The sequence below is a fragment of the Devosia sp. ZW T5_3 genome (assembly GCF_044987315.1).
Classification (GTDB): Bacteria; Pseudomonadota; Alphaproteobacteria; order Rhizobiales; family Devosiaceae; genus Devosia.
This window is the reverse complement of the sequence record NZ_JBJDRE010000012.1, coordinates 1-24,663: the sequence shown is the minus strand read 5'-3', so window position 1 is coordinate 24,663 and position 24,663 is coordinate 1. Positions and strand designations below refer to the sequence as shown.

Here is a 24,663-nt window from a genome sequence, read left to right as displayed (position 1 = left end):
TTTAATTTCCTGTTGCCCTGCTACGTCTTTGCCGGGCTCGCCACTGAACAGGCCGGGCGCATTTCCGAGGCACTGGACCTGTTGCCCGAGCCGCCGCCCGATTGTGGCTGGGCCAATTTCCTGCGCAACCTGGACGAGCTGGATTTCTCGCAAGTGCCGTCCGATGTCAGGGCGGAGGCCTTTGCCGCCTTTGCCAAAGACCCCAAGGCCGTGGTGCATGACAGGGGCATCAGGCGGCGCATCGCCCCGATGCTGGATGGCAATCGCCAGCGCATCGCCATGGCGCTGAGCCTGACCCTGTCGCTGCCCGGCGCATCCGTGCTGGTCTATGGCGATGAAATCGGCATGGGCGACGATCTCTCCCAACCCGACCGCGTGTCGGTCCGCTCGCCCATGCAATGGACCTCTGGCAAGAATGGCGGCTTTTCCAAAGCCGCGCCATCCAAGCTCATCCAGCCGGCGATTGATGAGGGCCGCTTTGCCTATCGCCACGTCAATGTCACGCAGCAGGCGGACGATCCGGCCTCCCTGCTCGGCCAGGTCAAGGCGCTGATCCGCGCCAAGCGCGGCGTGAGCAAACTGCTGCGCGGCCGCGCCTTGCCGGTATCGAACGACAATCCGGCAGTGCATGTCCGGGCGGTTGGGGACGGCGTCAATCTGGTGCTGCTCGCCCATAACCTGTCCGGCCAGAAGCAGGATATTGCGCTCGGCTTCGGCGAGCATTTCTCGGCCCAGCTATCCGACCTGCTTGGCCGGGACACGTTCGATGTCCACGACACATTGGCCTTGTCCCTGCCACCCTATGACTATCGCTGGCTGCAAGGCGCCAAGCGGAATTGGCCCGCTTAGGAAACCGCTGCGATCAAGGCGCGTTTAGCTCAGGCAAGACGAAGAGGTGAAACCATGACCACCGACTTCACGCTGCTGGCCAAGGTTCTGGTCGACCAGCATTATGCCGCGGGGCCCGATCGGCTCAAGGAAGTGCTGGCCCAGGCGCTGGCCGAGGCATCGGCTCCCGCACAACCGGACGGCCAGCCGCGCGAGCGATTGCTGGCCGAGGTTGCCGAACTCGAAAAGACCTCCCAGCGCGGTTCCGAATAGGGCGGCCCCGATCCCGGCGCATGCAGCCACTGATCATACAGCAAGCGCGGAACGCTCCGCCGCGTCCGCTCGTTTATGGCTGCATTCCCAATTGGATAACCCGCCATGACGTCTCTCTTCGGCCCCCGTCTTGAGGGCTCGGCCACCGAATTCCGCCTCTGGGCGCCCAGCGCCAAAACTATTGAAGTGATATTTCCCGACAGACCGCCTGTTGCGCTCGATAAAGGCGAGAAAGGATTCTGGTCCGCGCGCGTCCCCGATTGCGGCGCCGGAACCCGCTACAAATTCCGCGCGGGCGAGCTGGAATTTCCCGACCCTGCCGCGCGGCAGCAGGATGGCGGCACGGCAGGCTGGAGCATTGTGTTGCCTCCGTTACAGCCGAGCGGCCGCGACCAGCCGCTGCGGCCCTGGCATGAGACCATTCTATGCGAAGTGCATGTCGGCACGGCTTCCCCCGAAGGCACCTTCCGGGGTCTGGCCAACCGGCTTGAGCATTTCCGCGATGCCGGTTTCACCGCGCTCGAAATCATGCCGATCAACGCATTTCCGGGCACGCGCAATTGGGGCTATGACGGCACGCTGATCTTTGCCCCGGCCGAGGCCTATGGCAGCCGCGACGAGCTACGCCAACTGGTCGATCGCGCCCATGAATTGGGGCTCTGCCTGATCCTTGACGTCGTCTACAATCATTTCGGCGATTTCGACAATTTCATCCAGCGCTATGCGCCGGAATGGTTCGACGATGAAGTCGAGACACCCTGGGGCCCCGGCATCGACTTCACCCACGAGATGGTGCGGCAATTCTACTACGAAAACGCCCGCATGTGGCTGGATGAGCTGGATTTCGACGGCCTGCGCTTTGACTCCGTGCATGAGATGAAGACCGCCGCGCGCAGCGTGTTTCTGAAAGGGCTCGCCAAATCGGCCCGCGCGGTCAAAAGCGATGCCAAGCTGATCATCGAGAACATGGACAATATCGCCTCCTGGCTCGACCGCGACCAGCGGGGACGGCCGCTGGATTTCTCCGCGCAGTGGAATGACGACATTCACCACGTGCTCAACTACCTCGTCACCGGCGAGGACAAGAACGGCTATGCCGACGGCTCCAAGGACGCCATAGCCGACCTCGAAAAGGGCCTCGCCGACGGCTTCGTGCATGATGGAGAAGCCAATGGCGACAGCGACGGCACAACCCGGGGCGAACCAGCCAGCCGGCTGCCGCTCGACGCCTTTGTGTCCTATGTGCAGAACCACGACCAGATCGGCAATCGCGCGGATGCCAAGCGCCTGCCGGACCGGATCAGCGCCGAAAAACTGGATTTCCTGCATTTTGTGGTGATGCTGGCGCCGCAAATCCCGCTCTTCTTCATGGGCGAGGACGCGCATCTGCGCACGCCGTTCCCGTTCTTCATCGATCTGCCCGAGGCCGCCGCCGCACCCAAACGGGCGGACCGCTATAAGCAGATGCGGGAAACCTTCGAGGAAGACGTGAAAGATGGCGGCCTGCCCGATCCGAATGCGCCCGAGACCTTCCACAGTGCCAAGCTGGATTGGGCCGATTATGCCAATCCCGAACGCCTGGCGGCGCTGGAGCGCTTTCGCAAGCTCGCGTCCTGGCGGCGCAGCCTGCTCTGGCCGCTATCGGCCACGCTATGTCTCGACGCGCGCACCGGCCGGCAGGACACCGCCATCGTCGTCAGCTGGATTTTCGAGGCTGGCGTGCTGACCATGGCACTCAATGCTGCGGACCGGCCGGCCGATATTGCCTGCGTCATTGCCGGCCCGCCTGTCGCTACCGGCGAATTCTCCCAGCAAGGCGAGGTCTTGCGGCTGGGAGCGTGGAGCGCGGTATGCTGGTCCTGGCAGCGCGATCCCTAGATCGCGCGCAAATCCGGCAGCACGTGCGCCCCGAACGCCTCGATAAATTCGGGCTGGTTACGGCCCACGCAATGCAGCTGCACCGCCGTGACGTCGAGCGCCATCAGGTCGGCGAGCCATTGGCGGTGCCGGCCCAGATCGGCCGATACCGCCACGCAGCGGCGAATGGCGTCTTCGGTAACGAGACGTGCCACCGTATCGAACTCGGAGGGTTGGCTGAGCTTCCAGCTGACATCGCCACCGGCGGCAACGGGTCCCCATTGGTCCAGCGCATTGGCCAGCGCCTCTGCTTCGGCGGGCGCCCAGGACAAAGCGTGTTGCAGATGCACGGGCTTGCCCGCGCCGCCATTGCTGCGGAACGCTTCGATCACCGTCCGCACGGTCGTGATGTCCCCGCCCATGGTCAAGAGGCCATCGGCCCAGCCGGCCACGAAAGCCGCCGTTTCCGGCGTGACGGCCGCACCGTAAAGCGGCAGCGGTTCGGCGGGCCGCGTGTAAAGCCGTGCTTCGACGACGTCCACCCGTCCGCGGTGGGTCACCGTCTCGCCGGCCAGCAGTGCCCGCATCACCGCGACGCTTTCGAGCAGATGCGCATTGCGCTCCGCCTTGTCGGGCCAGACCTGCCCTGTAATCGCCTCGTTGAGCGCCTCGCCGCTGCCCAAAGCCAGCCAGAGCCGGCGCGGAAACATTTCGGCAATGGTTGCCGCGGCCTGGGCCAGAATGGCGGGATGGTAGCGATAACCCGGTGCCGAGATGATGCCGAAGGGCAATGACGTGGCCTGCATGGCCGCGCCCAGCCAGGACCAGGCAAAGCCGGACTGGCCCTGCCGCTCGCTCCAGGGATGAAAATGGTCGGAGGATTTCGCGCAATCGAACCCGGCCGCCTCGGCTTGCCGGACATAGTCGAGCAAGGCTGAGGGCGAGAATTGCTCATGCGAGGCGTGATAGCCCAAAGCGGTCATATCGCCTCCTCCCGCCAGAACTCGAACAATTGCGCGACGCTGGTAATACTCAATTGCACCTGGAAGCGGCTGCGATAGATGCCAATCATGGCGTCATGGGTGGCGTCGGCCGAACCGAACAGCGCATCGAGCGGCAATATCACACGATAACCCAGATCAATGGCGCCCAGCACCGTCGCCAGCACGCAGACATCGGTTTCCCCGCCACTGACCACCAGAGTGGTTATCCCGGCCGATTGCAGGAAGCCGTGCAAATTGCCGGCCAGCCAGGGCGAATAGATGGGCTTGTCAAAGGTTCGCGCCGGGGGCACGAACCGCTTGAGCGGCGGAGTGAGGTCGATCAGCTCGGGCGGCAATTTCTCGCGCGTCATGTCGGGCCAGCGCCGGTAATAATCCTGCCAAGCGCCCACGGCATGGGCGGGCGTTTCCGGCGGCACGAAGCGGGTGAAAATGGTGCGCTCGGCCGATCGTTCCACCAGCATTTCCACCGCCGGCAGCACACGCTTGAGCCATGGGGCGTACCAATCGGTTTCCTCGGCAAACAGCGCTTGCATGTCGACGCAAATATGAGCCCAGCGGCAATCCAGTTCGCGATCCAGCACCATCGATCTCCGCTAAACCACGCCGGGGTCAGGCATCGCGGCTGGCCTCGATGGCGCGGGCCAGTTCGAAGACTTCGTCCTCGCTCAATGCCGCGCCCGCCGGCTGCAATTCGCCCCATTCGGGACGCCACAGATCATTGCTTTGCAGCGTCACCACGATCTCGGCAAAGCCGTGCAGATCCTTGGCGGCCTGCGCCGCGTCGAACGCTTCGGCGACGGAGTGATAGGTCACCTCATCGGCGTCCACATCACCCCGCGATGGCCACCACACGGCCGCCAGAATGGCGCCCGCTGCGTCGCGCTCGATGCCGATGGTGACGGCATCGGGGGCGTCTTCCCCCTTGGCTATTTGCCGGAAGCGTTGCATCGCGTCCTCCTGTGCCCAGACAAGGGGGAACCCCGCTGTTTCGTTCCCGCGCCCGGCTAGTTCGCCTCCTCGGAGGCTGCGAAGCCGCCTTCGTCGCACATGGCGATGGTCAGGTTTTCGAGATCGACCGCTCCGGCCTGGGCGCTTTGATCAGCGGCAGCTGCATCGGTTGCCGGGGCTTCGGTCATCGTGGTTTCCGGCGTCTGCGTTCCGGTCGTGCCCTGCTGGTAACGCAACTCGTCGCAGCGCTCCTGGATAGCGTCGACCTGGTCGGCGGCTACGGTTTGCCCGCCGATGACATGCTCCTGCGCCATGGCCATGGGGGAAAGGCCCAGGCTGGCAGCAAGGGCAATGGATGCAAAAGTGCGATGGGTCCGCATGATCTGTCTCCTCATTGTTTGAAGGAGGACCAACGCATTGCCCGGCCCGGATGTTGCGCGAAAACCGTGGGCCTGGTCGGCGGCCTGCATGCAACCTTCCCCACGCCAGCGCCGTTGGCCTCCTACAAAGCTTCGTGCAAAACGGAGGATTCCGGATGGCCATTGCCCATCGTATTTCGACCAATCTTTTGACCCGCGACATTGCCGCCAGCACCGAATTCTATCGGGCGCTGTGCGGCTTCCGGCAGGTGCATACCGAAACCTGGTATGTGGTGCTGGCCACCCAGCCGGACAGCCCGTTTCAACTGGGCCTGATCGATTGGGTGAGCGAATTCGTACCCCGCGCCGCACGGGGCGTGGCCCAGGGTTCGTATCTGGAAATCGTGGTCGATGATGTTCCCGCCGCGGTTGACGCGATCCGCCCCTTCGAGGTGGAAATCATCGAGGAACCAGTGACCTTCGGCGAGCAGGTTCGCGCGGTGATCCGTGACCTGGACGGCCACGTGATCGACCTGACCACGCCGCATGCGCGCTACGTCATTCCGCCGCGCAAGGCAGTGGGTTAGCCCGGAACAAGGAGGTGAAAACCTTGTCGCAAAAGAACATCTTTACGCGGTTTGCCGGTGGCGTTTCCCACGCAGCCGGCAAGCCTCTGACCTTCGGCGTCGCGTTGCTGGGCGTCATCGTCTGGGCTGTATCAGGCCCGTTCTTCGGCTTTTCCGAAACCTGGCAATTGGTGGTCAATACCAGCACCACGATCATCACTTTCCTGATGGTCTTCGTGCTGCAAAATACCCAGAACCGGGACAGCGAGGCCCTGCACGCCAAGCTCGATGATCTGATCCTGGCCAGCAAGGCGGCCAAGAACGCCTTTATCGGCGCCGAACGGCTCAGCGAGCATGAGATCAAGCAATTGCATCAGGATCTGGAACGGGCGGCAAAAGACGCGCCGGACGATGTGGATCAGCCCAAGCGCAAAAGCACCACCCGCGCCAAGGTCTCGCCCGCGCCTTAAATGGCGCTATTTGCGCGCTGCGTCGTCATTGTCCAGCGGCTGCTCCAGCCGCTTGCCGCGCGGATTGGTCACCGGCCGGCCCAGATCATCGATATTGTCATCCGCCGGCCGCTCGCCGCCATCCAGCCCTTGCCGCAGCAGGGCATCGGCGTCGCGCTGGCGCAGGCATTTGTCGAGCGCTGCAAACCAATATTCCTTCTCGCGCCCAAACGGGCGGCCATCATTTTCCCAGAGGAAATAGGCCGTGTCCCGCACCGCCGCCTCGAAATCTCTGTCTACCCACGGATCATTGTCGTCAGCCATTCTGCCATCCTCCGGTTGAGCGGGGAACACTCCACTAGAGCAATGCTCGGGAGCCGCATTTAGTTCAGCCGGGATAAGCTATGATGGTACCGGAAAGTCCAAATCGGGTGCTGCGGCAGCACGTTGACATTTTCTCAAGTCAATGACAGCCTTCCCCTCGAGTGAGCCGCACCGCAACGATCGATGCTCCTCACTGTCTAGCGTCGTGTCTGTTCCTGCATTGAGGTCACCGGAGGGGGTGATGCAAGGAGCGTGGCCATGCCTATGACCAAAGTGCGAAATCATGGCCGTCCAGGTCCGCTCGTTCACGGCGGATGCTTGCCGGCCGTTGCACCGCGATCTCTCCCGCCGGATGGAAGGTGAGGGATCATGATCGTTGCCGTCATTATGGTGGTTATCGTCGTCGCGTCGGTGGCGTTCCATGTCTTCAGTCCATGGTGGTTTTCCCCCCTGGCATCGAACTGGGGCTATATCGACAACACTTTGGTTTTGACCTTCGTCATTACCGGCGCGGTGTTTGCCGCCGTCGTGCTGTTCGTCGCCTATTGCCTCTATCGCTTCCGCCATCAGGAAGGCCGGAAGGCCAGTTACGAACCCGAAAACAAGCGGCTCGAAGGCTGGCTGACTGCCCTCACCGCCGGCGGCGTCATCGCCATGCTGACCCCGGGCCTGTTCGTGTGGGCGCAATATGTCGAAGTGCCCGATACCGCCACCGATATCGAGGTGATCGGCCAGCAATGGCTGTGGAGCTTCCGCCTGCCAGGCGCCGACGGCAAGCTGGGCGCCGCCGACAATCGCCTGATCGGCGGCGACAATACGCTGGGGGTGAGCCCCAATGACCCGCTGGGGCAAGACGATCTGCTGATCGAAGGGGGTGAGCTCATCCTGCCGGTCGACAAACCGGTCCGCTTTCTGCTGCGCTCAGTCGATGTGCTGCACGATTTCTACGTGCCCGAATTCCGCGCCAAGATGGACATGATCCCCGGCTCGGTGACCTATTTCTGGGTCACCCCGACCAAGACGGGCACCTACGAAATTCTGTGCGCCGAACTCTGCGGCGTCGGGCATTCCTATATGCGCGGCACCGTCACGGTGGTCACCGACGAAGAATACCAGGAATGGCTGACGTCGCAGTCGACATTTGCCAGCCTGTCCTCCTGAACCAGGGGGTGTTGAAGCGCCAGGCCGCATAAGACGGCCGCACTTCAAAGAGGAGAGTTGAGGAGGAATTTATGGCCGACATCCCCCATGACGCGAGCGCCACGGTACCGCCCGCCGAACTCGAGGAGATGGAACTTTACCACGCCCATAGCTGGTGGACGAAATACGTCTTCTCCCAGGATGCCAAGGTCATTGCGGTGCAATACGCGGGGACAGCACTGGCCATCGGCTTTGTGGCGCTGGTACTGTCCTGGCTGATCCGCCTGCAACTGGGTTTCCCGGGGCTGGTCGAATTCATCGACGCCGACCGCTATTACCAGATCATCACCATGCACGGCATGATCATGGTGGTGTACCTGCTGACGGCCCTGTTCCTGGGTGGCTTCGGCAATTACCTGATCCCGCTGATGGTGGGCGCGCGGGACATGGTGTTCCCCTATGCCAATATGCTCAGCTTCTGGCTCTATTTCGTCGCGGTCATGCTGCTGGTGATCAGCTTTTTCGTGCCGGGCGGGCCGACCGGGGCCGGCTGGACGCTTTATCCGCCGCAAGCGATCCTCTCCAATACGCCGGGTCAGCAATGGGGCATCATGCTCATGCTGGTGTCGCTGATCATCTTCATCATCGGCTTCACCATGGGCGGGCTGAACTACACCGTGACGGTCTTGCAGGCCCGGGCCCGTGGCATGACGCTGATGCGGCTGCCCCTCACCATCTGGGGCATTTTCGTCGCCACCGTCATGGCACTGCTGGCCTTTCCGGCCCTGTTCGTCGCCGCAGTCATGATGCTGTTCGACAAATATCTGGGCACCAGCTTCTTCATGCCGACTTTGGTCGAAATGGGCGAGCAGCTCAGCTATGGCGGGGGCAGCCCGATCCTCTTCCAGCACCTGTTCTGGTTCTTCGGCCACCCCGAAGTCTATATCGTCGCCCTGCCCGCTTTCGGCATCGTCTCGGACCTGATCAGCACCCATGCCCGCCGCAATATCTTCGGCTATCGCATGATGGTCTGGGCCATTGTGGGCATTGGCGTGCTCAGCTTCGTGGTCTGGGCGCACCATATGTATGTGAGCGGCATGAACCCCTATTTTGGGTTCTTCTTTGCCACCACCACGCTGATCATCGCGGTGCCGACGGCCATCAAGGTCTACAATTGGGTGCTGACCCTGTGGCGCGGCGATATCCATTTCAATCCGCCCATGCTGTTTGCCCTGGGCTTCATCGTCACCTTCGTGAACGGCGGGCTGTCGGGTCTGTTCCTGGGCAATGTGGTGGTGGACGTGCCGCTCTCGGACACCATGTTCGTGGTCGCCCATTTCCACATGGTGATGGGGGTGGCGCCGATCCTGGTGATCTTTGGCGCCATCTACCACTGGTATCCCAAGGTGACCGGCCGCATGCTGGGCGACGCCATGGCCAAGTTCCATTTCTGGGTCACGTTCCTGGGCGCCTATCTCATTTTCTTTCCCATGCATTATCTGGGCCTGATGGGGCTGCCGCGCCGCTATTTCGAGACCGAAGGCATCATGATCATGCCGGAGTCAGGGCACAGCCTGAATGCCTTCATCTCGATCATGGCCTTCATCGTCGGCTTCGCGCAGCTGGTCTTCGTGTTCAACCTGATCTGGAGCCTGCGTCACGGCCGCCCATCCGGCCCCAATCCCTGGCGCGCCACGACGCTGGAATGGCAGACGCCCACTACCCCCCCACCGCATGGCAATTGGGGCGAGCACCTGCCCAATGTCTATCGCTGGGCCTATGATTACAGCGTGCCCGGCGCCAAGGAGGATTTCATCCCCCAGAACGAGCCCGGCAGCGTGACCAAGGGAGACCCGGCATGAGCGCCATTCTGGGTTTCATCGCCATCCTCACCCTTATCGTGGGCTGGTGGCTGTCGCGCCAGGGCCTTTTCGTCAAACCCTGGTTGCAGGTCGACCATGCAGGCGGCGTGGCCGCGCCAAATCCTGCCCCCTATGCTCCGGCGCAAGTGGGCCTCGGGGTATTTCTCGCCGTCGTCGGCTCGCTTTTTGCCCTGCTGATTACCGGCTATCTGCTGCGCTCGGAGGGGCTGGACTGGCGGGATATGCCGCTGCCCTGGATCGTCTGGCCCAACACGCTGGCTTTGGTCGGCACCGGGCTTGCGCTGGAATGGGCGCTACGGGCGGCCAATCGTGGCGACAAGGGCGCGGTGCGAACCGGTGTGCTCGCCGCCATCGGGCTGGCGCTGCTGTTCCTGGTCGGTCAGTTCGTGGCCTGGCGCATGCTGGCGGCCACAGGCAATTTCGTCAATTCGGGGCCGGCCGACAGCTTCTTCTATCTGATGACGGCGGCCCATGGCCTGCATGTAATCGGAGGCATGTTTGCCCTCGCCGGCACGTTCGAGCGCATCCGCCGCAATGAGCGGGCCGAACGGATCAAACTGAGCGTGGAACTCTCCGCCACCTATTGGCTGTTCATGTTGCTGATCTGGGCGCTGCTGCTCGGCGTCCTGTCCGGTTCGGCCGGTGACTTCCTGGCCTTTTGCGGCCATATCCTGTCCCAAGGAGGAATGCGATGAGCGATCCTGCAGTGACACCGTCCCACGAGCCCCCAGCGCGCCTGCCCGGCTGGCGCGGCATCGCCGCCGACTGGTCGTCCGACCAGCGCTCGTTCAAGACCGCCTCCTGGGGCAAGGTGATGATGTGGGTGTTCCTGCTCAGCGACACCTTCATCTTCGGCTGTTTCCTGCTGTCCTATATGACCGCGCGCATGTCCACCACGGTCACCTGGCCCAATGCCAGCGAGGTCTTCTCGCTGGAAATCGCCGGCCATCACATGCCGCTGCTGCTCATTGCCATCATGACCTTCGTGCTGATCACCTCGAGCGGCACCATGGCCATGGCGGTCAATTACGGCTATCGCCGCGACCGCAAGAAAACTGCTGTACTCATGCTGCTGACCGCCGCCTTCGGCGCCATGTTCGTGGGCATGCAGGCCTTTGAATGGAGCAAGTTGATCTCCGAGGGCGTGCGCCCCTGGGAGAACCCGTTCGGCGCGCAGCAATTCGGCGCCATCTTCTTCATGATCACTGGCTTTCACGGCACCCATGTCACCATCGGGGTGATCTTCCTGCTGATCGTCGCCCGAAAAGTCTGGCGCGGCGACTTCGACACCGGCCGTCCCGGCTTCTTCACCGCCCGCAAGGGCCGCTATGAGATCGTCGAAATCATGGGCCTCTACTGGCACTTCGTCGATCTGGTGTGGGTCTTCATTTTCGCCTTCTTTTACCTGTGGTGATTGAGATGAGTCATTCTGCGACCGCTTCCACAACGCCCGCCCCAAACCACGATGAAAGCCGGCAGCATCCCATCCGGCTCTATCTGGTGGTCTGGACCTGGCTCTTCATCCTCAGCGTCGGCTCCTACATGGTCGACATATTGCAGTTCCAGGGCCTGTTGCGCTGGGGCCTGATCGTGGCGCTGATGCTGCTCAAGGCGGGGCTGATCGTCTCGATCTTCATGCATATGCGCTGGGAACGGCTGGCGCTGAGCTACGCCATCCTTGTGCCGCCGGTGCTCATTCTGGTTTTCGTGGCACTGATGGCGCTCGAGGCCAATTACACGCAGCTGACGCGGGTGCTGTTTCTCAATGGCGGCACCTAGCTCAGGGTCGCAACAAGCCCTCGATCAATTGGCGATAGGCTTCGGTCGCGCGTTTGGAAATCGCCACCGGGTCGTCCGCATTGGCGATCCATTGCGCCGCATAGCATGACGCGCCGGTGACCATGCGGGCGGTGGCTTCGGTATCGATGTCGCGGATCACGCCATCTGCCAGCAGGGCATCAAGGCTGGCTTTCATCGTCATGATGCAGCCATTGGCGCTGGGCCAGGATGCCGGGTCGCCCAGCACGGCTGGGCCGTCGCGCAGCAGAATGCGCCCGATCTCGGGCTCCAGCGCCATTTCGATATAGCCGATCCCCTCCTCGACAAAGCTCTCCCAGCGGCTTGGCGCCTTGGCGGCACGCTCTTTCAGCCGTTCGTTCATTTCCCCGTCGATCTGGTTCACGACGGCCTCGAACAGCCCCTTCTTGTCGCCGAAATGATGATAGAGCGCCCCGCGCGTCAGCCCCGCCGCCGCGGTGAAATCGTCCATCGATGCCTCGGCATAGCCCAGCGTGGCAAAGGCTTGCCGGCCGGCCGCAATCAGCTTGGCGCGGGTTTCGACGATCATCTCGCTGCGGGTTCTGCGGGTCATGGCCATACCTATTCACATACGCGTCGAATGTCAATTGACATACGTTTCGTATGCGATTACCTAATTGTCATACGCCACGTATGTGAAACCTGCTGTGGCATTTCATTAATGTCGAGGACGTTCCCAAATGTCGAACCCCTATGCAGAGATATTCAAAGCCCCCGGGGCCAAGGCATTCGCCAGCGCCGGCTTTTTTGCCCGCATGCCCATCGCCATGGCGCCCATCGGCATTGTCGCCATGCTTTCCCAAACCCATGGCGAATATTGGCTCGCCGGCGCCGTCTCGGCGACCTATGCGCTGACCAATGCCCTGCTCGCGCCGCAGATTTCGCGCGTGGTCGACCGGCTCGGCCAGGCCCGGGTGCTGGCGCCCACCACGATCATTGCCATCATCGCCTTTGCCGTGCTGATCTTCGCCGCCAATCAGAGCTGGCCGGCCTGGACGTTGTTTGCCGCAGCGCTTGGCGCTTCGGTCATGCCCAGCTTTCCCGCCATGCTGCGCGCCCGCTGGAGCGAATTGTTCCGTGACCGGCCCGAACTGAACACCGCCTTTGCCTTTGAATCTGCCGCCGACGAATTGGTCTATATTGCCGGCGCCTCGCTCTCGGTGGGGCTCAGTGTCGCCCTCTTCCCCGAAGCGGGCCTCGTGGTCAGCACGCTGTTGCTGGCTCTGGGCGGCTTCGCCTTCATCGTGCAGCGCTCCACCCAGCCCAGAACGCGCAGCAGCGCCGAAACCGCCGGCGCCTCCGCCATCTGGCAGCGGCCCGTGCAGATCATCACCCTGGCCCTGATCTTCGTCGGCGCGATCTTCGCCACCGCCGAAGTCAGCGTCGTCGCCATCACCGAGGCCTGGGGCCAACCCGGCGCGGCGAGCCTCGTTATCGGTGTCTATGCCGTCGGTTCTTTCGTCGTCGGGCTGATCATCGGCGCGCTCAATCTCAAAATGCCATTGGAACGGCAATTGGCCATCGCGCTCTCCGTGCTGGCCGTCACTGCCGTGCCACTGCTCTTCGTGCAATCCGTGCCGCTCCTGGCCTTGGCGATCTTTGCCAGCGGCGTGGCCATCTCGCCCACCTTCATCACCGCCTTCGGGCTGGTCGAGCGCCGCGTTCCCGCGGCCATCCTCACCGAGGGCATCACCTGGGTGGTGACCGGCATCGGCATCGGCATGGCGCTGGGCGCCTTCCTCACCGGCTGGGTGGTCGACACCTATGGCCCTGCCAACGGCTTCTGGGTCTCGGTCATCGCCGCCGTGCTGGCCTTTGCCACCATCCTGTTGGGGCAAGAGACCCTGGCGGGGGATGCCGACTGCCCGGACGCTCACCCACTAGCTGCCGAATAGACCCGCGAAGCGTTTGCCCTTCCTTGGTTGGAGGGCAGACGCGCTCCAACGCATACCAGCATTCGAAATCCATCCCTTGCCCCGCGGGACGATCAATGCCTAATCTGGCCCCATGCTTGATCATCCGTCCGCACCAAGTCTGTCTCCCAGCGTTCCCATGGACGCCTTGAGCGAAGTCCTGCAGGATTTTCGTTTGAGCGGTGTCAATTATGGCCGCTGCGAATTGCGCCATCCCTGGGGCATCACCTTTTCCGAACAGCCGCTGCTGCGTTTCCACTTCGTGAGCAAGGGCCCGTGCTGGCTGCATACCGAGGAGCATGGCTGGCAGGAATTGCGCGATGGCGATCTCGTGCTGCTGCCCCAAGGCATCGCACATCGCCTCGCCAGCGCGCCCGACGTGCCCTGCACCTCGATCAAGACCTGCCAGGTCAAGACCTTTGGCGGCAATGTCTGCGAAGTGCTGCATGAGGGGACCGGGGAAACCAGCACGCTGTTTTGCGGCTCGATGGCGCTGGGCGCCCGTGCGATCCACCCGCTGCTCAATTTGATGCCCACCGTCATTCGCGGCTGCGATGTCGCCGCCAAGGATCCACTGGTTGCGCCCCTGCTCGCGGCCATGACGGCCGAAGCCGGCCAGCCCCGCATGGGCGGCGCCACCATTCTGTCGCGCATGGCCGACTTGCTCACCGCAAGGCTGATCCGCTGCTGGGTCGATTGCACCAGTTCCTCCACCACCGGCTGGCTCGCCGCCATCCGCGATGTGCATGTGGGCCGGGCGCTGGCCGCCATGCATCGCGACCCCGGCCGCGGCTGGACGGTGGAAAGCCTGGCCGCTGTCGCGGGGCAGTCCCGTTCCGTGTTTGCCGAACGCTTCAGTGCATTGGTGGGCGAAGGTGCCGCCCATTACCTGACGCGCTGGCGCATGCAACTGGGCCAGGAATGGCTCGGCCAGGGCGGCCTGACCGTTGCCGAAGTCGCCATCCGCCTGGGCTATGAATCGGAAGCCTCGTTTGCCCGCGCCTTCAAACGCACCACCGGCGCTTCGCCTGGCGCCGTCCGGCGGGAGCTTTCCAGACAAACGGACATGGAATTCGGATTTTAGGACACATATCGTCCGGCAGGCCTCGTCTATGAAGTTCCTCCAAATTCTGGAGACTCTTCTATGACCGACACAAGCATCCCTCTGGACGGCGACGCCTCCGCGCCAAGCCGCTGGAGCACCAGCACCTGGCTGGCCGTAGTTTCCATGGCCGCCGCGACCTTTGCGCTGGTCTCGGCCGAATTCCTGCCTGCCGGCCTTTTGACCCCGATGGCCGCCGATCTGGGCATCAGCGAAGGCACCGCCGGCCAAGTCGTCACTGCCACGGCCAGCGTCGGCGCGGTCGCTGCGCTGTTTGCCAATTCGGCCATCGGCAAGCTCAACCGCAAGACGGTGCTGGTCGGGCTCAGTGCCCTGGCCATCGCCGCCAATATCCTGGCCGCTATGGCCACCGATTTCTGGCTGCTGCTGCTCGGTCGCGCCGGGCTGGGCATTGCGCTGAGCGGCTTCTGGTCCCTGTCGGCTGCAGTCGTCGCCCGGCTGGTCGGCGTCAATTCGCTGGGCCGGGGCATGTCCATCATCTTTGTCGGGGTGTCGCTGGCTACCATCGCTGCCCCATCCATCGGCGCCCTGCTCAGCGACTGGATCGGCTGGCGCACCGCCATGGCCGCGACGGCCGGCGCGGCCGCTATCGCCATGTTGCTGCAATTGGTCAGCCTGCCCAGCCTGCCCGCCGGCGAAGGCACCCGGCTTGGCGACGTGTTCCGCCTGATGGGCCGCCGCGGCATTCAGCTCGGCATGCTCGCCGTGCTGCTGCTGGTCACGGGCCACTTCGCCGGCTTTGTCTATGTGCGTCCCTTCCTCGAACAGGTCACCCAATTGCCCGCCAGCGCCGTCGCCTGGGCCCTGCTCGGCTATGGCGTTGCCAGCGTTATCGGCAATATCGCCGGCGGCCGCATGGCCGACACCAATATCCGCGCGGCTTTGGCCACGACCGGCACGACGCTGGGCATTGCCGCCTTGGCTCTGGTGCTGTGGGGCAGCCATACCGGCGCGGCTTTCGGCTTCGTCGCGCTCTGGGGTTTTGCCTTCGGCACGGCGCCCATCGTGTTGCAGACCAATCTGTCGCGTGCCGCATTGGATGCCCTTGAGGCATCCGGCAGCCTCATGGTGGTCTGCTTCCAGGTCGCCATCGCCGTGGGCGCGGTGGTCGGCGGCTATATCGTGGATGGCTTGTCGGTTGCCGGCCCGCTCACCTTGGCAGCGATTCTGTCCGCGCTGACCCTGGTGCTGGCCATACTGCAGCCGCGCAGCTAAAAGCGCCGGTGGCCGGTAGCATTCCGCTGCCGGCCCCGATGCACATTCAACCGCGCTGCGCCCGCAGCCAGACCAGCATGTCGCCCGGCGCCCGATTGTCCCACAGATGATAGGGCACCAATCGCGCGGTATCGGCCACAATGTCGGGCGTCTGCTCGGTATAGAGCTCGTCACTGGCAATCACCTCGCGCAGCACCGGCAGATCGATGGCGATGGCCCGGTTGAGATCGGCAATGACCGCCGTTTCCGAGCGGCCAAGGCCATCACTCAACAGGATCGAATTGAGTCCCACCGGATTGTCGGTGCCTTCCAGGCAATAGACCAGCGGGCCGCGCATCACCGCCACACGGCCGGCATCCTGGCGCACCTTGCCATTGGCCCGCAGCGCACGCGGCACCAGCGGCAGGTCCAGCGCCACAACGTCACCCGGACTCCACAGCCGCTCGACCCGGGCGTAGCCTTTTTCGGTGATGGCGCCGAGATCGATGCTTTGCCCGTTGACGGCCAATGTCGCGCCCTTGGCCCAGGCGGGAATGCGCAGTGACAGGGCGAATTGGGTCGGCTGATCGACGCCGAGGGTGAGGCCGATGGCGCCATCCCAGGGATATTGGGTCTGCTGGCTCAGCGTGACCTTGGCGCCGTTGCCAAGCTCCAGCCGCGCAGTGCTTTCGCCGTAGAGATGCACGGCCACTTCGTCTTTGGCCACGCCATACATATAAGAGCCGATCGAGGCGACGAGCCGCGCGATATTGGGTGGGCAGCAGGGGCAGGTATGCCAGGTCCAGCGATGATGCTTGCCGGTGCTTTCAAGCGGGTTTTCATAAAAGAACGTCTTGCCATCGCGCGACAGGCCGGCGATGGCGCCATTGTAGAGCGCCTGTTCCATGATGTCGGCATAGCGCCGGTCGGGACCGCGCCCCAGCATGCGATTGGCCCAGAACACCAGGCCCACCGAGGCGCAGGTCTCGGCATAGGCCGTGTCATTGGGCAGGTCGTAATAGTCGGTGAAGCCCTCGTTTGACGCTGCCGGGCCGATGCCGCCGGTGACATACATCTGCTTGCCCGTCAGATCGTCCCACAGGATTTCGAGCGCGTCGGTGAGGCTGTCGTCGTTATATTCGGTCGCGATATCGGCCATGCCCGAATAGAGATACATGGCGCGCACAGCGTGGCCGACCACCTTTTTCTGCTCGCGCACCGGCAGATGGGACTGATTGTAGCCCAGCGTATCGTGCTGCGCGCTCTTGGTGTTGCGACCCTCGCGAATGGCTTCCTCGATGAAGAAATTGGGCTTCTGGCCGCGCTCGTCGATGAAGAATTTGGCGAGGTCCATATATTTCTGCTCGCCAGTAACCCGGGCGAGCCGCACCAGTGCCAGCTCGATTTCCTCATGGCCGCAATAGCCGGGAACCTGGCCCGGCCCCTTGCCGAAACGGGCCACCAGATGGTCGGCCATGCGGCACATGATATCGAGGAATTTGCGCTTGCCGGTGGCCTGGTAATAGGCGACGGCGCCCTCGATCATGTGGCCGGCGCAATAAAGCTCGTGGAAATCGCGCAGATTGGTCCATTTCCATTCCGGCTTGATGCGCTGGAAGAAGGAATTGAGATAGCCATCGGGCTCCTGCAGCTTCTCATAGAGGTCGATAATGGCGTCGGCCCGCGCCTCGAGTTCCGGATTGGGCTTGCGGTAAAGCGAATAGGCGATGGTCTCGATGGATTTGCCCAGGTCGCTGTCCCAGAACATCTGAGCCGAACCGAGCCAGCCAATGAACGGGATGACGACGCCCGGGCTGGGCACGCCGATATCGATCTGTTCGAGCATGCGGGCTTCGACGCAGCGGTCGAGCAAGGTGGCGGCGGTATGATCGCATACCGCATCCTGCCAATCGCCCCAAAAGCCGGAGACGTCGACGCTGGGCACGGGCAGCGGGCGGAATTGGCGATCTTGAGCAGCAGACATTTTGAGCTTTCCGATGGTTGATCAAGTGGTAGCGCCGGGCCGGCGCATGTGGCATTGCCTCAGCCTGACTGGCGCAGCACCAATTGGCACGGCAAGCGCCGGATTCCGGGCGCGACCTCTTTGCCCTCGGCCAGCGCCAAAATGGTCAGGCCGGCCTCGCGGCCAAGTTCCCGCAGGTTCATGTCCACGCTGGTGAGAGGCGGCCGCGTTGCTGCGGCGACGATTTCCCAATTGTCGAAGCCAACGACGGAGACGTCATCGGGCACGGTGACGCCGCGTTCGCGCAAGGCATCGACCGCGCCGCGGGCAATCTGGTCATTGCCGCAAAAGATGCCGTCGGGCGGGGTGTCGGCGCCACTCCAGAGCCGGGCCACGGCCTCATGCCCCCAGGCCTCGCTCCATTCGCCGTGGTGGATTTCGGCCTGTTCGCCGACCACGGTGCGATAGGCATGGGCCCGCACCTGTACCGAGGCAAAACTTTTTGGCCCGGTAATGTGGACGATGCGGCGGCGGCCACGGCTGACCAGCCATTGCACCGCCTCGCACGAGCCCTGTTCATCATCGGATATGAAGGTCACGCTATCGTCCGGGCCCTCGGTAAAGGCATAGACGACGGGCACGGGCAGATTGCTTAAATCGACCGGCAAGCGCCGATCGACCCGCCGGCCGGAAGCGATAATGCCGTCGACCTGCTTGTCGAGCAGTGCATCGACATGCACCTTGGCCAGCGCCGCATCATCCTCGATGGTGCAGAGGAAAACCGAGACGCCCCGGTCGACCAGGGCTTCGGAAACTCCGGCCATCAGCGGCAGCGTGAAGCGGCCATAGGTGTCGTTGGTCAATAGGCCAATGGTGAAGCTACGCTTGCCGAGCAGGCCCCGCGCCATGGTATTGGGGCGAAAGCCGAGCTGGGCTGCAACCTGTTTGACCCGCTCGCGGGTTTGCTCGGTCATGCGGCCGGTATCGTTCAGCGCCCGCGAGGCCGTAGCAACGCTGACGCCCGCGGCAGCAGCCACGTCATAAATTCGCGTCCGCTCGATAGTTTTGACCGACTCCGACACCATAGACCCGCCTGCGCAAACGTTTGCTCATCTGCGCAAACGTTTTCTCATTTCGATTGCCAGCCGTCAATCGGCAAATGCAGCTCGCGCCAATTCAGGGCTGGGCCGGTGGCAACTCGTCTTCGATGTGGATGCGGATAATTTCGTCAAAGCTGGTTTCGGCATGGAAGCCCAGCGCCAAGGCGCGTTGGGCATCAAAGGCCTGCGGCCAGCCGGCAACGATTTTGGCGATGACTTCGTCGGGCTGGCGGCGGATCAACTGGGTCGCCGCCGGACCGGCGACGCGTCGCAACGCCGCGATCTGTTCAGCCACGGTCACCGACAGGCCCGGCATGGTCAGATTGCGCCGCTGCCCCAAGGGCGCGGTATCCATCTGCGCGGCATGCAGCAGGAAACCCACCGCCGCCCGCGGGCTGGCAAACCAGTGGCGCACGCTGTCATCGACCGGCAGGATCGCTTCCATTCCCGCCAGCGGCTCGCGGATAATGCCGGAGAAGAAGCCGGAGGCGGCCTTGTTGGGCTTGCCGGGCCGGACGGCAATAGTGGGCAGGCGAATGCCCACGCCATCGAGAAAGCCCCGTCGCGAATAATCGGCCAGCAGCAGCTCGCAAATCGCCTTCTGCGTGCCGTAGCTGGTGAGCGGCGTATGATCCTGACTATCCCCGATCACTGCCGGAAGCGGCTCGCCAAAAACGGCGATGGAAGAAGTAAACACCACGCGCGGACGATAGGGTTGCGCGCTCAGCCGGATAGCTTCGAACAGATGCCGCGTGCCATCGAGATTGATGCGGTAGCCTTTTTCGAAATCGGCTTCCGCCTCTCCCGATACGATCGCTGCCAGATGGAAGATCAGGTCGGGCCGGGCCTTGAGCAGGAGCACAGCGCTGCCGGGCTCGGACAGATCGGTGGCGATGGTATCGATCGGAAGCGTCGCAGCCGGCATTTCCGGCGCCACGATGTCGGCCAGCATGAGACTCTCGATCGGCTGGCCACCCACCTGTCCCGCCGCCAGCAGCGCCGCCGTCAACTTGCGGCCCACCATGCCCGCCGCACCAATCACCAAAACCTTCATAGCGTCCTCCTGCCCCGCCTATGGTAGGGGCGATTCTGCCGCAGAGGGTAAAAAAAAAATCGGCACCCGAAGGTGCCGATCTGACTTCTGTCGCTGCAAAGGGACGCTTAGTTGAAGCGGTAGCGAACGGTGCCGCGCACTTCATGAGCCCAGACATTGGCGACGCTATAGGGCAGCAATGGCTCGTCATTCTCGACGGAATTGATGTAGAGCGCGCGGTAGCCGATATCGGCGACGACCTGACCGAAATCGTAGCCGACGCCGACCATGCCGGCAGCGGCGAAGCTGGTATTGTCGCCGCGCGTATCGGGCAGGCCCGGACCGTGGCTGATCACGTTATTAAGCGCCACACCGGCGCCGGCGCCGACATAGCCGAAGGCGCCGCCGGCTGCGCCATAACCGCCGCCGCCCAGACCGAAGTCATAATAGGCGTTGGCGAGCAGGATGGTGGAGCGCAGTTCCAGCTTGTGCTGGCCATTGGCGATGTTGGTCGAGCCGGAAATGGTGGTCGACAGCTCATCATTGGCGAGATAGTCGGCGGTCACGTCGAAGCGCAGGCCGGTGCCGGTTTCATAGCCGACACCCGCGCCGACCGAGTAGCCGAAGCCCCAATCGTCGGTGGCGAACACCGTATCCGGGACGCCGCTGGGATGGCTGACTTCCTTGGCCCACAGCCCGTTCCCACCGGCGCTGCCGCGCAGGTAGAAAGCGCCCTGGACGCCATAGTCCACGTCAGGAACGTCGATGACCGGCGGATAATAAGGCATATCCGCGGCCAGTGCCGGGGCAGCCACAACAGCGGCTCCAGCCACCATGACCGCAGCGATGAGCTTGTTCATGAAATTCGTCCTTAGGTTGCCACGACATGAGTCGATTGTTGGCAAATATCGGACAACTTTCTTAAAACCCGATTAACCTAAACTTTTAACCGTAACAGCAGTAGAGACCGGCCCGACAACAGTTGTCGGAAATCAGGCGACCTGCAGGATCGCTGCCTCTACCTGGCCGACCACGGTCGATACCAGAGCGGCATCGTCGGCCTCACCCATGACGCGGATGACGGGCTCGGTGCCCGAGGCGCGGACGACGAGGCGCCCGCCCTTGCCCAGCATGGCCTGGCCATCGGCAATGGCCTGGATGACCTGCTTGTGCTCCAGCGGCTTGCCGGACTTGAACTTGACGCTGCGCAGCAGTTGCGGGACCTTTTCGAAGCGGGCGCAGATTTCCGAGATGGAGCGCTCCTGCTGCTTGAGCACGGCCAGCAATTGCAGCGCGGCGACAAGGCCATCCCCGGTCGTGGTGAAATCGGACAGGATGATGTGGCCCGATTGTTCGCCGCCCACATTGAAGCCCTTGGCCCGCATGGCTTCGAGCACGTAGCGATCGCCCACCTGCGTGCGCTCCAGCGTCAGCCCCAGCGAGAGCAGATAGCGTTCGAGGCCCAGATTGGACATGATGGTGGCAACGATCCCACCGCCCACCAGCATTTCGCGCTCCATCCAGCTCTGGGCGATCACCGCCATAAACTGGTCGCCATCGACCACATTGCCCTTTTCATCAATGATGATGACGCGATCGGCGTCGCCATCCAGCGCAATGCCAATGTCGGCGCGCATCTCGCGCACCTTGGCGGCCACGGCGTCGGGCGCGGTGGAGCCGACCTTGTGATTGATATTGTAGCCATCGGGCTCGACGCCGATGGTGATGACCTCGGCGCCCAATTCCCAGAGGGCGATGGGCGCGACCTTGTAGGCGGCGCCATTGGCGCAATCGAGCACCACGCGCAGGCCGGACAGGTCGACATTGCGCGGCAGCGTGCGCTTGGCATATTCGATATAGCGGGTGCGGGCTTCCTCGTCGCGATGGGCGCGGCCGATATTCATGCCATGCGCCAGAAGCTTGCTCGTATCGCTGTCGATCAGCCGCTCGATTTCCAGCTCCAGCTCGTCGCTGAGCTTGTAGCCATCGGGGCGGAACAGCTTGATGCCATTGTCGTCATAAGGATTGTGCGAGGCCGAGATCATGACGCCCAGATCCGCCCGCAGCGAGCGGGTCAGCATGGCGACGGCTGGGGTCGGCATCGGGCCGAGCAGGTAGACATCCATGCCCACGGCGGTGAAGCCGGCGGTCAGCGCCGTCTCGATCATATAGCCGGAGCGACGGGTATCCTTGCCGATCACCACGCGATTGCGATGGTCGCCGCGCACGAATTTGGTGCCGGCAGCCATGCCGACCTTCATTGCCAGTTCGGGGGTAAGCTTGCTGCCATTGGCGAGGCCGCGAATACCGTCCGTGCCGAAATATTTCCTGACCATGATCTGCCCTCACACTCGTATCGAGCGGTGATTCTATCGTTCAACCGTTAAGAGCGCTTTTCGGCGGAATAACGGTGAAGATCAAACGCAGAAAGGCCGCCCTGCGGCGACCTTTCCAATTTTTCTGCCTGACTTAGCTGCCCGGCTGCGGCTCGAGACCTGTCTCGGGCGGTGCATCGGGGCGCTTCTTGCCCGACTTGCCGGCCGAGGGCACACCCGTCGCCTTGGGCGCGGAAGGGCCATTGTCGTCCGGGCGAACCGGCTGCTTGCCTTCCATCAGGGCGCGCAGCTCATCGCCGGTCAGCGTCTCATATTCGAGCAGCGCCTGGGCAATCGCCTCCCACTCGTCGTGGTAGGTGGTGAGGATTTCCTTGGCCGAGGCCTCGCCATCCTCGATCAGCTTGCGCACTTCCTGGTCGATGATGCGCGCGGTGTCGTCGCTCATATTGGTCGACTGCGTCACCGAATGGCCCAGGAACACTTCCTGGTCGCTCGACTTGTAGCGAACACGGCCGAGCTTTTCGCTCATGCCCCATTCCATGACCATGGACCGGGCCAGGCTGGTCGCCATCTGGATATCGCCGGAGGCGCCAGAGGTGACCTTTTCCGGGCCGAACTTGATGATCTCGGCCTCGCGGCCGCCGAACAGCATGGTGAGGCGCGCCAAAGCCTTTTCACGGGAGAACGAATAGCTGTCGCTCTCGGGCAGGGTCATGACCATGCCCAAAGCGCGCCCGCGCGGAATGATCGTCGCCTTGTGGATGGGGTCGATGCCCGCAACCTTGAGCGCGATGATGGCGTGGCCAGCCTCGTGATAGGCGGTCAGCTTCTTCTCGTCCTCGGACATAGCCATGGTGCGGCGCTCGGCGCCCATCATGATCTTGTCCTTGGCGTCCTCGAATTCGGCATGGGTGACGAAGCGCTTATTGCGCCGCGCTGCCATCAGGGCCGCCTCGTTGACCAGGTTCATCAGATCAGCACCGGAGAAACCGGGGGTACCACGGGCCAGAACCTTCAGATCCACATCGGGGGCCAAAGGCACCTTGCGGACGTGAACCTTGAGCACCTTTTCGCGGCCCGACACGTCGGGATTGGGCACCACGACCTGGCGGTCGAAGCGGCCGGGACGCAGCAAAGCGGGATCCAGCACGTCGGGACGGTTGGTGGCAGCGATCAGGATGATGCCTTCATTGGCTTCAAAGCCGTCCATCTCGACAAGGAGCTGGTTGAGGGTCTGTTCGCGTTCGTCGTTACCGCCACCGAGACCGGCGCCACGCTGGCGACCGACGGCGTCAATTTCGTCGATGAAGATAATGCAGGGTGCATTCTTCTTGGCCTGTTCGAACATGTCGCGAACGCGGGACGCGCCGACACCGACGAACATTTCAACGAAGTCCGAACCCGAAATGGTAAAGAAGGGCACATTGGCTTCGCCGGCGACCGAACGGGCCAGCAGCGTCTTACCGGTACCCGGAGGGCCCACCAGCAGCACGCCGCGCGGAATACGGCCGCCCAGGCGCTGGAACTTGCCGGGATCGCGCAGGAATTCGACGATTTCCTCAAGGTCCTGCTTGGCTTCGTCCACGCCGGCCACGTCCTCGAACGTCACCTTGCCATGGGTTTCGGTGAGCAGCTTGGCGCGCGACTTGCCAAAGCCCATCGCGCCGCCACGGCCACCGCCCTGCATCTGCCGTATGAAGAAGAACCAGACGCCGATGATGACGATGAATGGCAGCCAGGACGACAGCAGGATCGACCAGAACGGGCTCGATTCGGGGGCCCGCGCGGTGATCGACACGCCCTTGTCTTCGAGGCGATTGATCACGTCGGCGCCATCGGGCAGCACGGTTTCAAAGCGCGCACCGTCATTGAGCACGCCCGACACCACATTATTGGTGATGGTGACGGATTGGACGCGGCCTGCTTCCACATCGGTGACGAACTGGCTGTAGCTCTTGTCGGAGACCGAAATTGAGCGGGTCGACGACTGGAAGACCTGGAACAGGCCCATCAGCATGAAGAGTATGACTAGCCAGATGGCGAAGTTGCGGAAGTTTCCGTTCATCAATCCTGTCCCGGAGAAGCCGGCCCAAATGCAGCAGCCAGCAGTAAGGCCGAATGTATGTCCGGCAATGGGGCGTTACAAGGGCAAGACCTGCGGCCCTTTGGGCGCTCCGTCCAGTCATAATGTCGCGATTGGGTTAATACGCAATGGCGAAGCGGAAGGTTCCACAGGGGCGTGGCGATACGCCGCCCGGCTGGTGCCGACGGTTTTGGCAGTGAGCGGCGATGGCGAGACCGGCGTCTCTAGGGTTTGGTAGATGGTGAAACGTCGGCCTCGCCATCGCGCCGGGATTTTTCACAGGGCCGGATGAGCTTGCCCTGTTATGAGGCGAGCCGTCGTACCTCTGCGTGGCCGGAGCGACCTCCAAACCACGGCATTCACCCAGCCCATCCACTCGTCATGACCGCGCTCTGGCGGGGTGATGGAGGGATAGTGGCATAGGGTGGGTGGGGCGGGGATAAGATGGATAGATTGGGGTTCTTCGCCC

General features: G+C 63.0%; 25 protein-coding genes. 13 read left to right on the top strand and 12 right to left on the bottom strand.

Translation table 11 applies throughout. The features are described from left to right. Window positions 1–12: 12 nt before the first annotated feature. The 3 genes from ACI3KW_RS15405 (at window position 13) to ACI3KW_RS15395 (ending at window position 2,979) form a co-directional block, all read left to right on the top strand. Window positions 13–849 carry a hypothetical protein gene (locus ACI3KW_RS15405; protein ID WP_404848791.1) on the top strand — a complete coding sequence of 279 codons (837 nt, stop codon included), beginning with the start codon at window positions 13–15 and terminating at the stop codon, window positions 847–849. Between the two features lie 54 nt (window positions 850–903). Next, window positions 904–1,101: a hypothetical protein gene (locus ACI3KW_RS15400; protein WP_113120105.1), complete on the top strand. Its 198-nt coding sequence runs from the start codon at window positions 904–906 to the stop codon at window positions 1,099–1,101. Window positions 1,102–1,206: 105 nt separating this feature from the next. Further along, window positions 1,207–2,979, top strand: coding sequence for an alpha-amylase family glycosyl hydrolase (locus ACI3KW_RS15395; protein ID WP_404848790.1), 1,773 nt, complete (start codon window positions 1,207–1,209; stop codon window positions 2,977–2,979). On the opposite strand, the gene ACI3KW_RS15390 is transcribed toward ACI3KW_RS15395, so the two are convergent. From ACI3KW_RS15390 to ACI3KW_RS15375, 4 genes are read right to left on the bottom strand one after another with little or no spacing between them, the layout of a single operon-like run. Continuing rightward, window positions 2,976–3,941: a TIGR03885 family FMN-dependent LLM class oxidoreductase gene (locus tag ACI3KW_RS15390; RefSeq protein ID WP_404848789.1), complete on the bottom strand. Its 966-nt coding sequence runs from the start codon at window positions 3,939–3,941 to the stop codon at window positions 2,976–2,978. The genes ACI3KW_RS15395 and ACI3KW_RS15390 overlap by 4 nt on opposite strands. Next, complete coding sequence (locus ACI3KW_RS15385) at window positions 3,938–4,546, bottom strand: cysteine hydrolase (protein WP_404848788.1); 609 nt, start codon at window positions 4,544–4,546, stop codon at window positions 3,938–3,940. The genes ACI3KW_RS15390 and ACI3KW_RS15385 overlap by 4 nt, the downstream gene beginning before the upstream one ends. A 25-nt stretch (window positions 4,547–4,571) precedes the next feature. Then, window positions 4,572–4,910 (bottom strand): hypothetical protein, encoded by a 339-nt coding sequence (locus tag ACI3KW_RS15380; protein WP_404848787.1) that lies wholly within the window; start codon window positions 4,908–4,910, stop codon window positions 4,572–4,574. Window positions 4,911–4,966: 56 nt separating this feature from the next. Next, window positions 4,967–5,290, bottom strand: coding sequence for a hypothetical protein (locus ACI3KW_RS15375; RefSeq protein WP_404848786.1), 324 nt, complete (start codon window positions 5,288–5,290; stop codon window positions 4,967–4,969). Window positions 5,291–5,445: 155 nt separating this feature from the next. Here ACI3KW_RS15375 and ACI3KW_RS15370 point away from each other — a divergent pair, with 155 nt between their 5' ends. Continuing rightward, window positions 5,446–5,856 carry a VOC family protein gene (locus ACI3KW_RS15370; protein ID WP_113120099.1) on the top strand — a complete coding sequence of 137 codons (411 nt, stop codon included), beginning with the start codon at window positions 5,446–5,448 and terminating at the stop codon, window positions 5,854–5,856. A 23-nt stretch (window positions 5,857–5,879) separates the two neighbouring features. Next, entirely contained in the window at window positions 5,880–6,305 is a 426-nt protein-coding gene (locus ACI3KW_RS15365; RefSeq protein ID WP_404848785.1) for a low affinity iron permease family protein, read from the top strand. A gap of 6 nt (window positions 6,306–6,311) precedes the next feature. Here the strand turns inward: ACI3KW_RS15365 and ACI3KW_RS15360 are convergent, their stop codons facing one another. After that, entirely contained in the window at window positions 6,312–6,608 is a 297-nt protein-coding gene (locus ACI3KW_RS15360; RefSeq protein ID WP_404848784.1) for a DUF2934 domain-containing protein, read from the bottom strand. A gap of 369 nt (window positions 6,609–6,977) precedes the next feature. Between ACI3KW_RS15360 and ACI3KW_RS15355 the strand changes: the two genes are divergently transcribed. From ACI3KW_RS15355 to ACI3KW_RS15335, 5 genes are all read left to right on the top strand, one after another. Next, the gene (locus tag ACI3KW_RS15355) at window positions 6,978–7,769 is read left to right on the top strand and encodes a cytochrome c oxidase subunit II (RefSeq protein ID WP_404848783.1); all 792 of its coding nucleotides are present in this window, start codon (window positions 6,978–6,980) and stop codon (window positions 7,767–7,769) included. A 71-nt stretch (window positions 7,770–7,840) separates the two neighbouring features. Continuing rightward, a complete protein-coding gene (locus ACI3KW_RS15350) occupies window positions 7,841–9,610 on the top strand; it encodes a cbb3-type cytochrome c oxidase subunit I (RefSeq protein WP_404848782.1) in 1,770 nt (589 codons plus the stop codon). Beyond that, window positions 9,607–10,326, top strand: a complete 720-nt coding sequence (locus tag ACI3KW_RS15345; protein ID WP_404848781.1) for a cytochrome c oxidase subunit 3 — start codon at window positions 9,607–9,609, stop codon at window positions 10,324–10,326. The genes ACI3KW_RS15350 and ACI3KW_RS15345 overlap by 4 nt, the downstream gene beginning before the upstream one ends. Continuing rightward, window positions 10,323–11,045 carry a heme-copper oxidase subunit III family protein gene (locus tag ACI3KW_RS15340; protein ID WP_404848780.1) on the top strand — a complete coding sequence of 241 codons (723 nt, stop codon included), beginning with the start codon at window positions 10,323–10,325 and terminating at the stop codon, window positions 11,043–11,045. Before ACI3KW_RS15345 ends, ACI3KW_RS15340 begins: the two co-directional genes overlap by 4 nt. A 5-nt stretch (window positions 11,046–11,050) precedes the next feature. Further along, a complete protein-coding gene (locus tag ACI3KW_RS15335; RefSeq protein ID WP_404848779.1) occupies window positions 11,051–11,410 on the top strand; it encodes a cytochrome C oxidase subunit IV family protein in 360 nt (119 codons plus the stop codon). Between the two features lies 1 nt (window position 11,411). Here ACI3KW_RS15335 and ACI3KW_RS15330 read toward each other — a convergent pair whose 3' ends face one another. After that, window positions 11,412–12,002, bottom strand: a complete 591-nt coding sequence (locus ACI3KW_RS15330; protein WP_262171799.1) for a TetR/AcrR family transcriptional regulator — start codon at window positions 12,000–12,002, stop codon at window positions 11,412–11,414. A 127-nt stretch (window positions 12,003–12,129) separates the two neighbouring features. Here ACI3KW_RS15330 and ACI3KW_RS15325 point away from each other — a divergent pair, with 127 nt between their 5' ends. From ACI3KW_RS15325 to ACI3KW_RS15315, 3 genes are all read left to right on the top strand, one after another. Next, entirely contained in the window at window positions 12,130–13,344 is a 1,215-nt protein-coding gene (locus ACI3KW_RS15325) for an MFS transporter (RefSeq protein WP_404848778.1), read from the top strand. A gap of 112 nt (window positions 13,345–13,456) precedes the next feature. After that, window positions 13,457–14,446 (top strand): AraC family transcriptional regulator, encoded by a 990-nt coding sequence (locus tag ACI3KW_RS15320; RefSeq protein ID WP_404848777.1) that lies wholly within the window; start codon window positions 13,457–13,459, stop codon window positions 14,444–14,446. Window positions 14,447–14,506: 60 nt separating this feature from the next. Next, window positions 14,507–15,700, top strand: a complete 1,194-nt coding sequence (locus tag ACI3KW_RS15315) for an MFS transporter (RefSeq protein ID WP_404848776.1) — start codon at window positions 14,507–14,509, stop codon at window positions 15,698–15,700. 46 nt (window positions 15,701–15,746) lie between these two features. On the opposite strand, the gene ACI3KW_RS15310 is transcribed toward ACI3KW_RS15315, so the two are convergent. The 6 genes from ACI3KW_RS15310 to ftsH all read right to left on the bottom strand — a co-directional run bounded on the left by ACI3KW_RS15310 (window position 15,747) and on the right by ftsH (window position 24,176). After that, window positions 15,747–17,663 (bottom strand): glycoside hydrolase family 127 protein, encoded by a 1,917-nt coding sequence (locus tag ACI3KW_RS15310; RefSeq protein WP_404848775.1) that lies wholly within the window; start codon window positions 17,661–17,663, stop codon window positions 15,747–15,749. A gap of 59 nt (window positions 17,664–17,722) precedes the next feature. Next, the gene (locus tag ACI3KW_RS15305) at window positions 17,723–18,727 is read right to left on the bottom strand and encodes a LacI family DNA-binding transcriptional regulator (RefSeq protein ID WP_404848774.1); all 1,005 of its coding nucleotides are present in this window, start codon (window positions 18,725–18,727) and stop codon (window positions 17,723–17,725) included. Window positions 18,728–18,818: 91 nt separating this feature from the next. Beyond that, window positions 18,819–19,796, bottom strand: coding sequence for a D-erythronate dehydrogenase (gene denD, locus ACI3KW_RS15300; RefSeq protein ID WP_404848773.1), 978 nt, complete (start codon window positions 19,794–19,796; stop codon window positions 18,819–18,821). Between the two features lie 107 nt (window positions 19,797–19,903). Further along, window positions 19,904–20,635 (bottom strand): outer membrane beta-barrel protein, encoded by a 732-nt coding sequence (locus ACI3KW_RS15295; RefSeq protein ID WP_113120088.1) that lies wholly within the window; start codon window positions 20,633–20,635, stop codon window positions 19,904–19,906. Between the two features lie 132 nt (window positions 20,636–20,767). Beyond that, window positions 20,768–22,111, bottom strand: a complete 1,344-nt coding sequence (gene glmM, locus ACI3KW_RS15290; RefSeq protein ID WP_404848772.1) for a phosphoglucosamine mutase — start codon at window positions 22,109–22,111, stop codon at window positions 20,768–20,770. Window positions 22,112–22,244: 133 nt separating this feature from the next. Next, window positions 22,245–24,176 carry an ATP-dependent zinc metalloprotease FtsH gene (ftsH, locus tag ACI3KW_RS15285; protein WP_113120086.1) on the bottom strand — a complete coding sequence of 644 codons (1,932 nt, stop codon included), beginning with the start codon at window positions 24,174–24,176 and terminating at the stop codon, window positions 22,245–22,247. Window positions 24,177–24,663 lie beyond the last annotated feature (487 nt).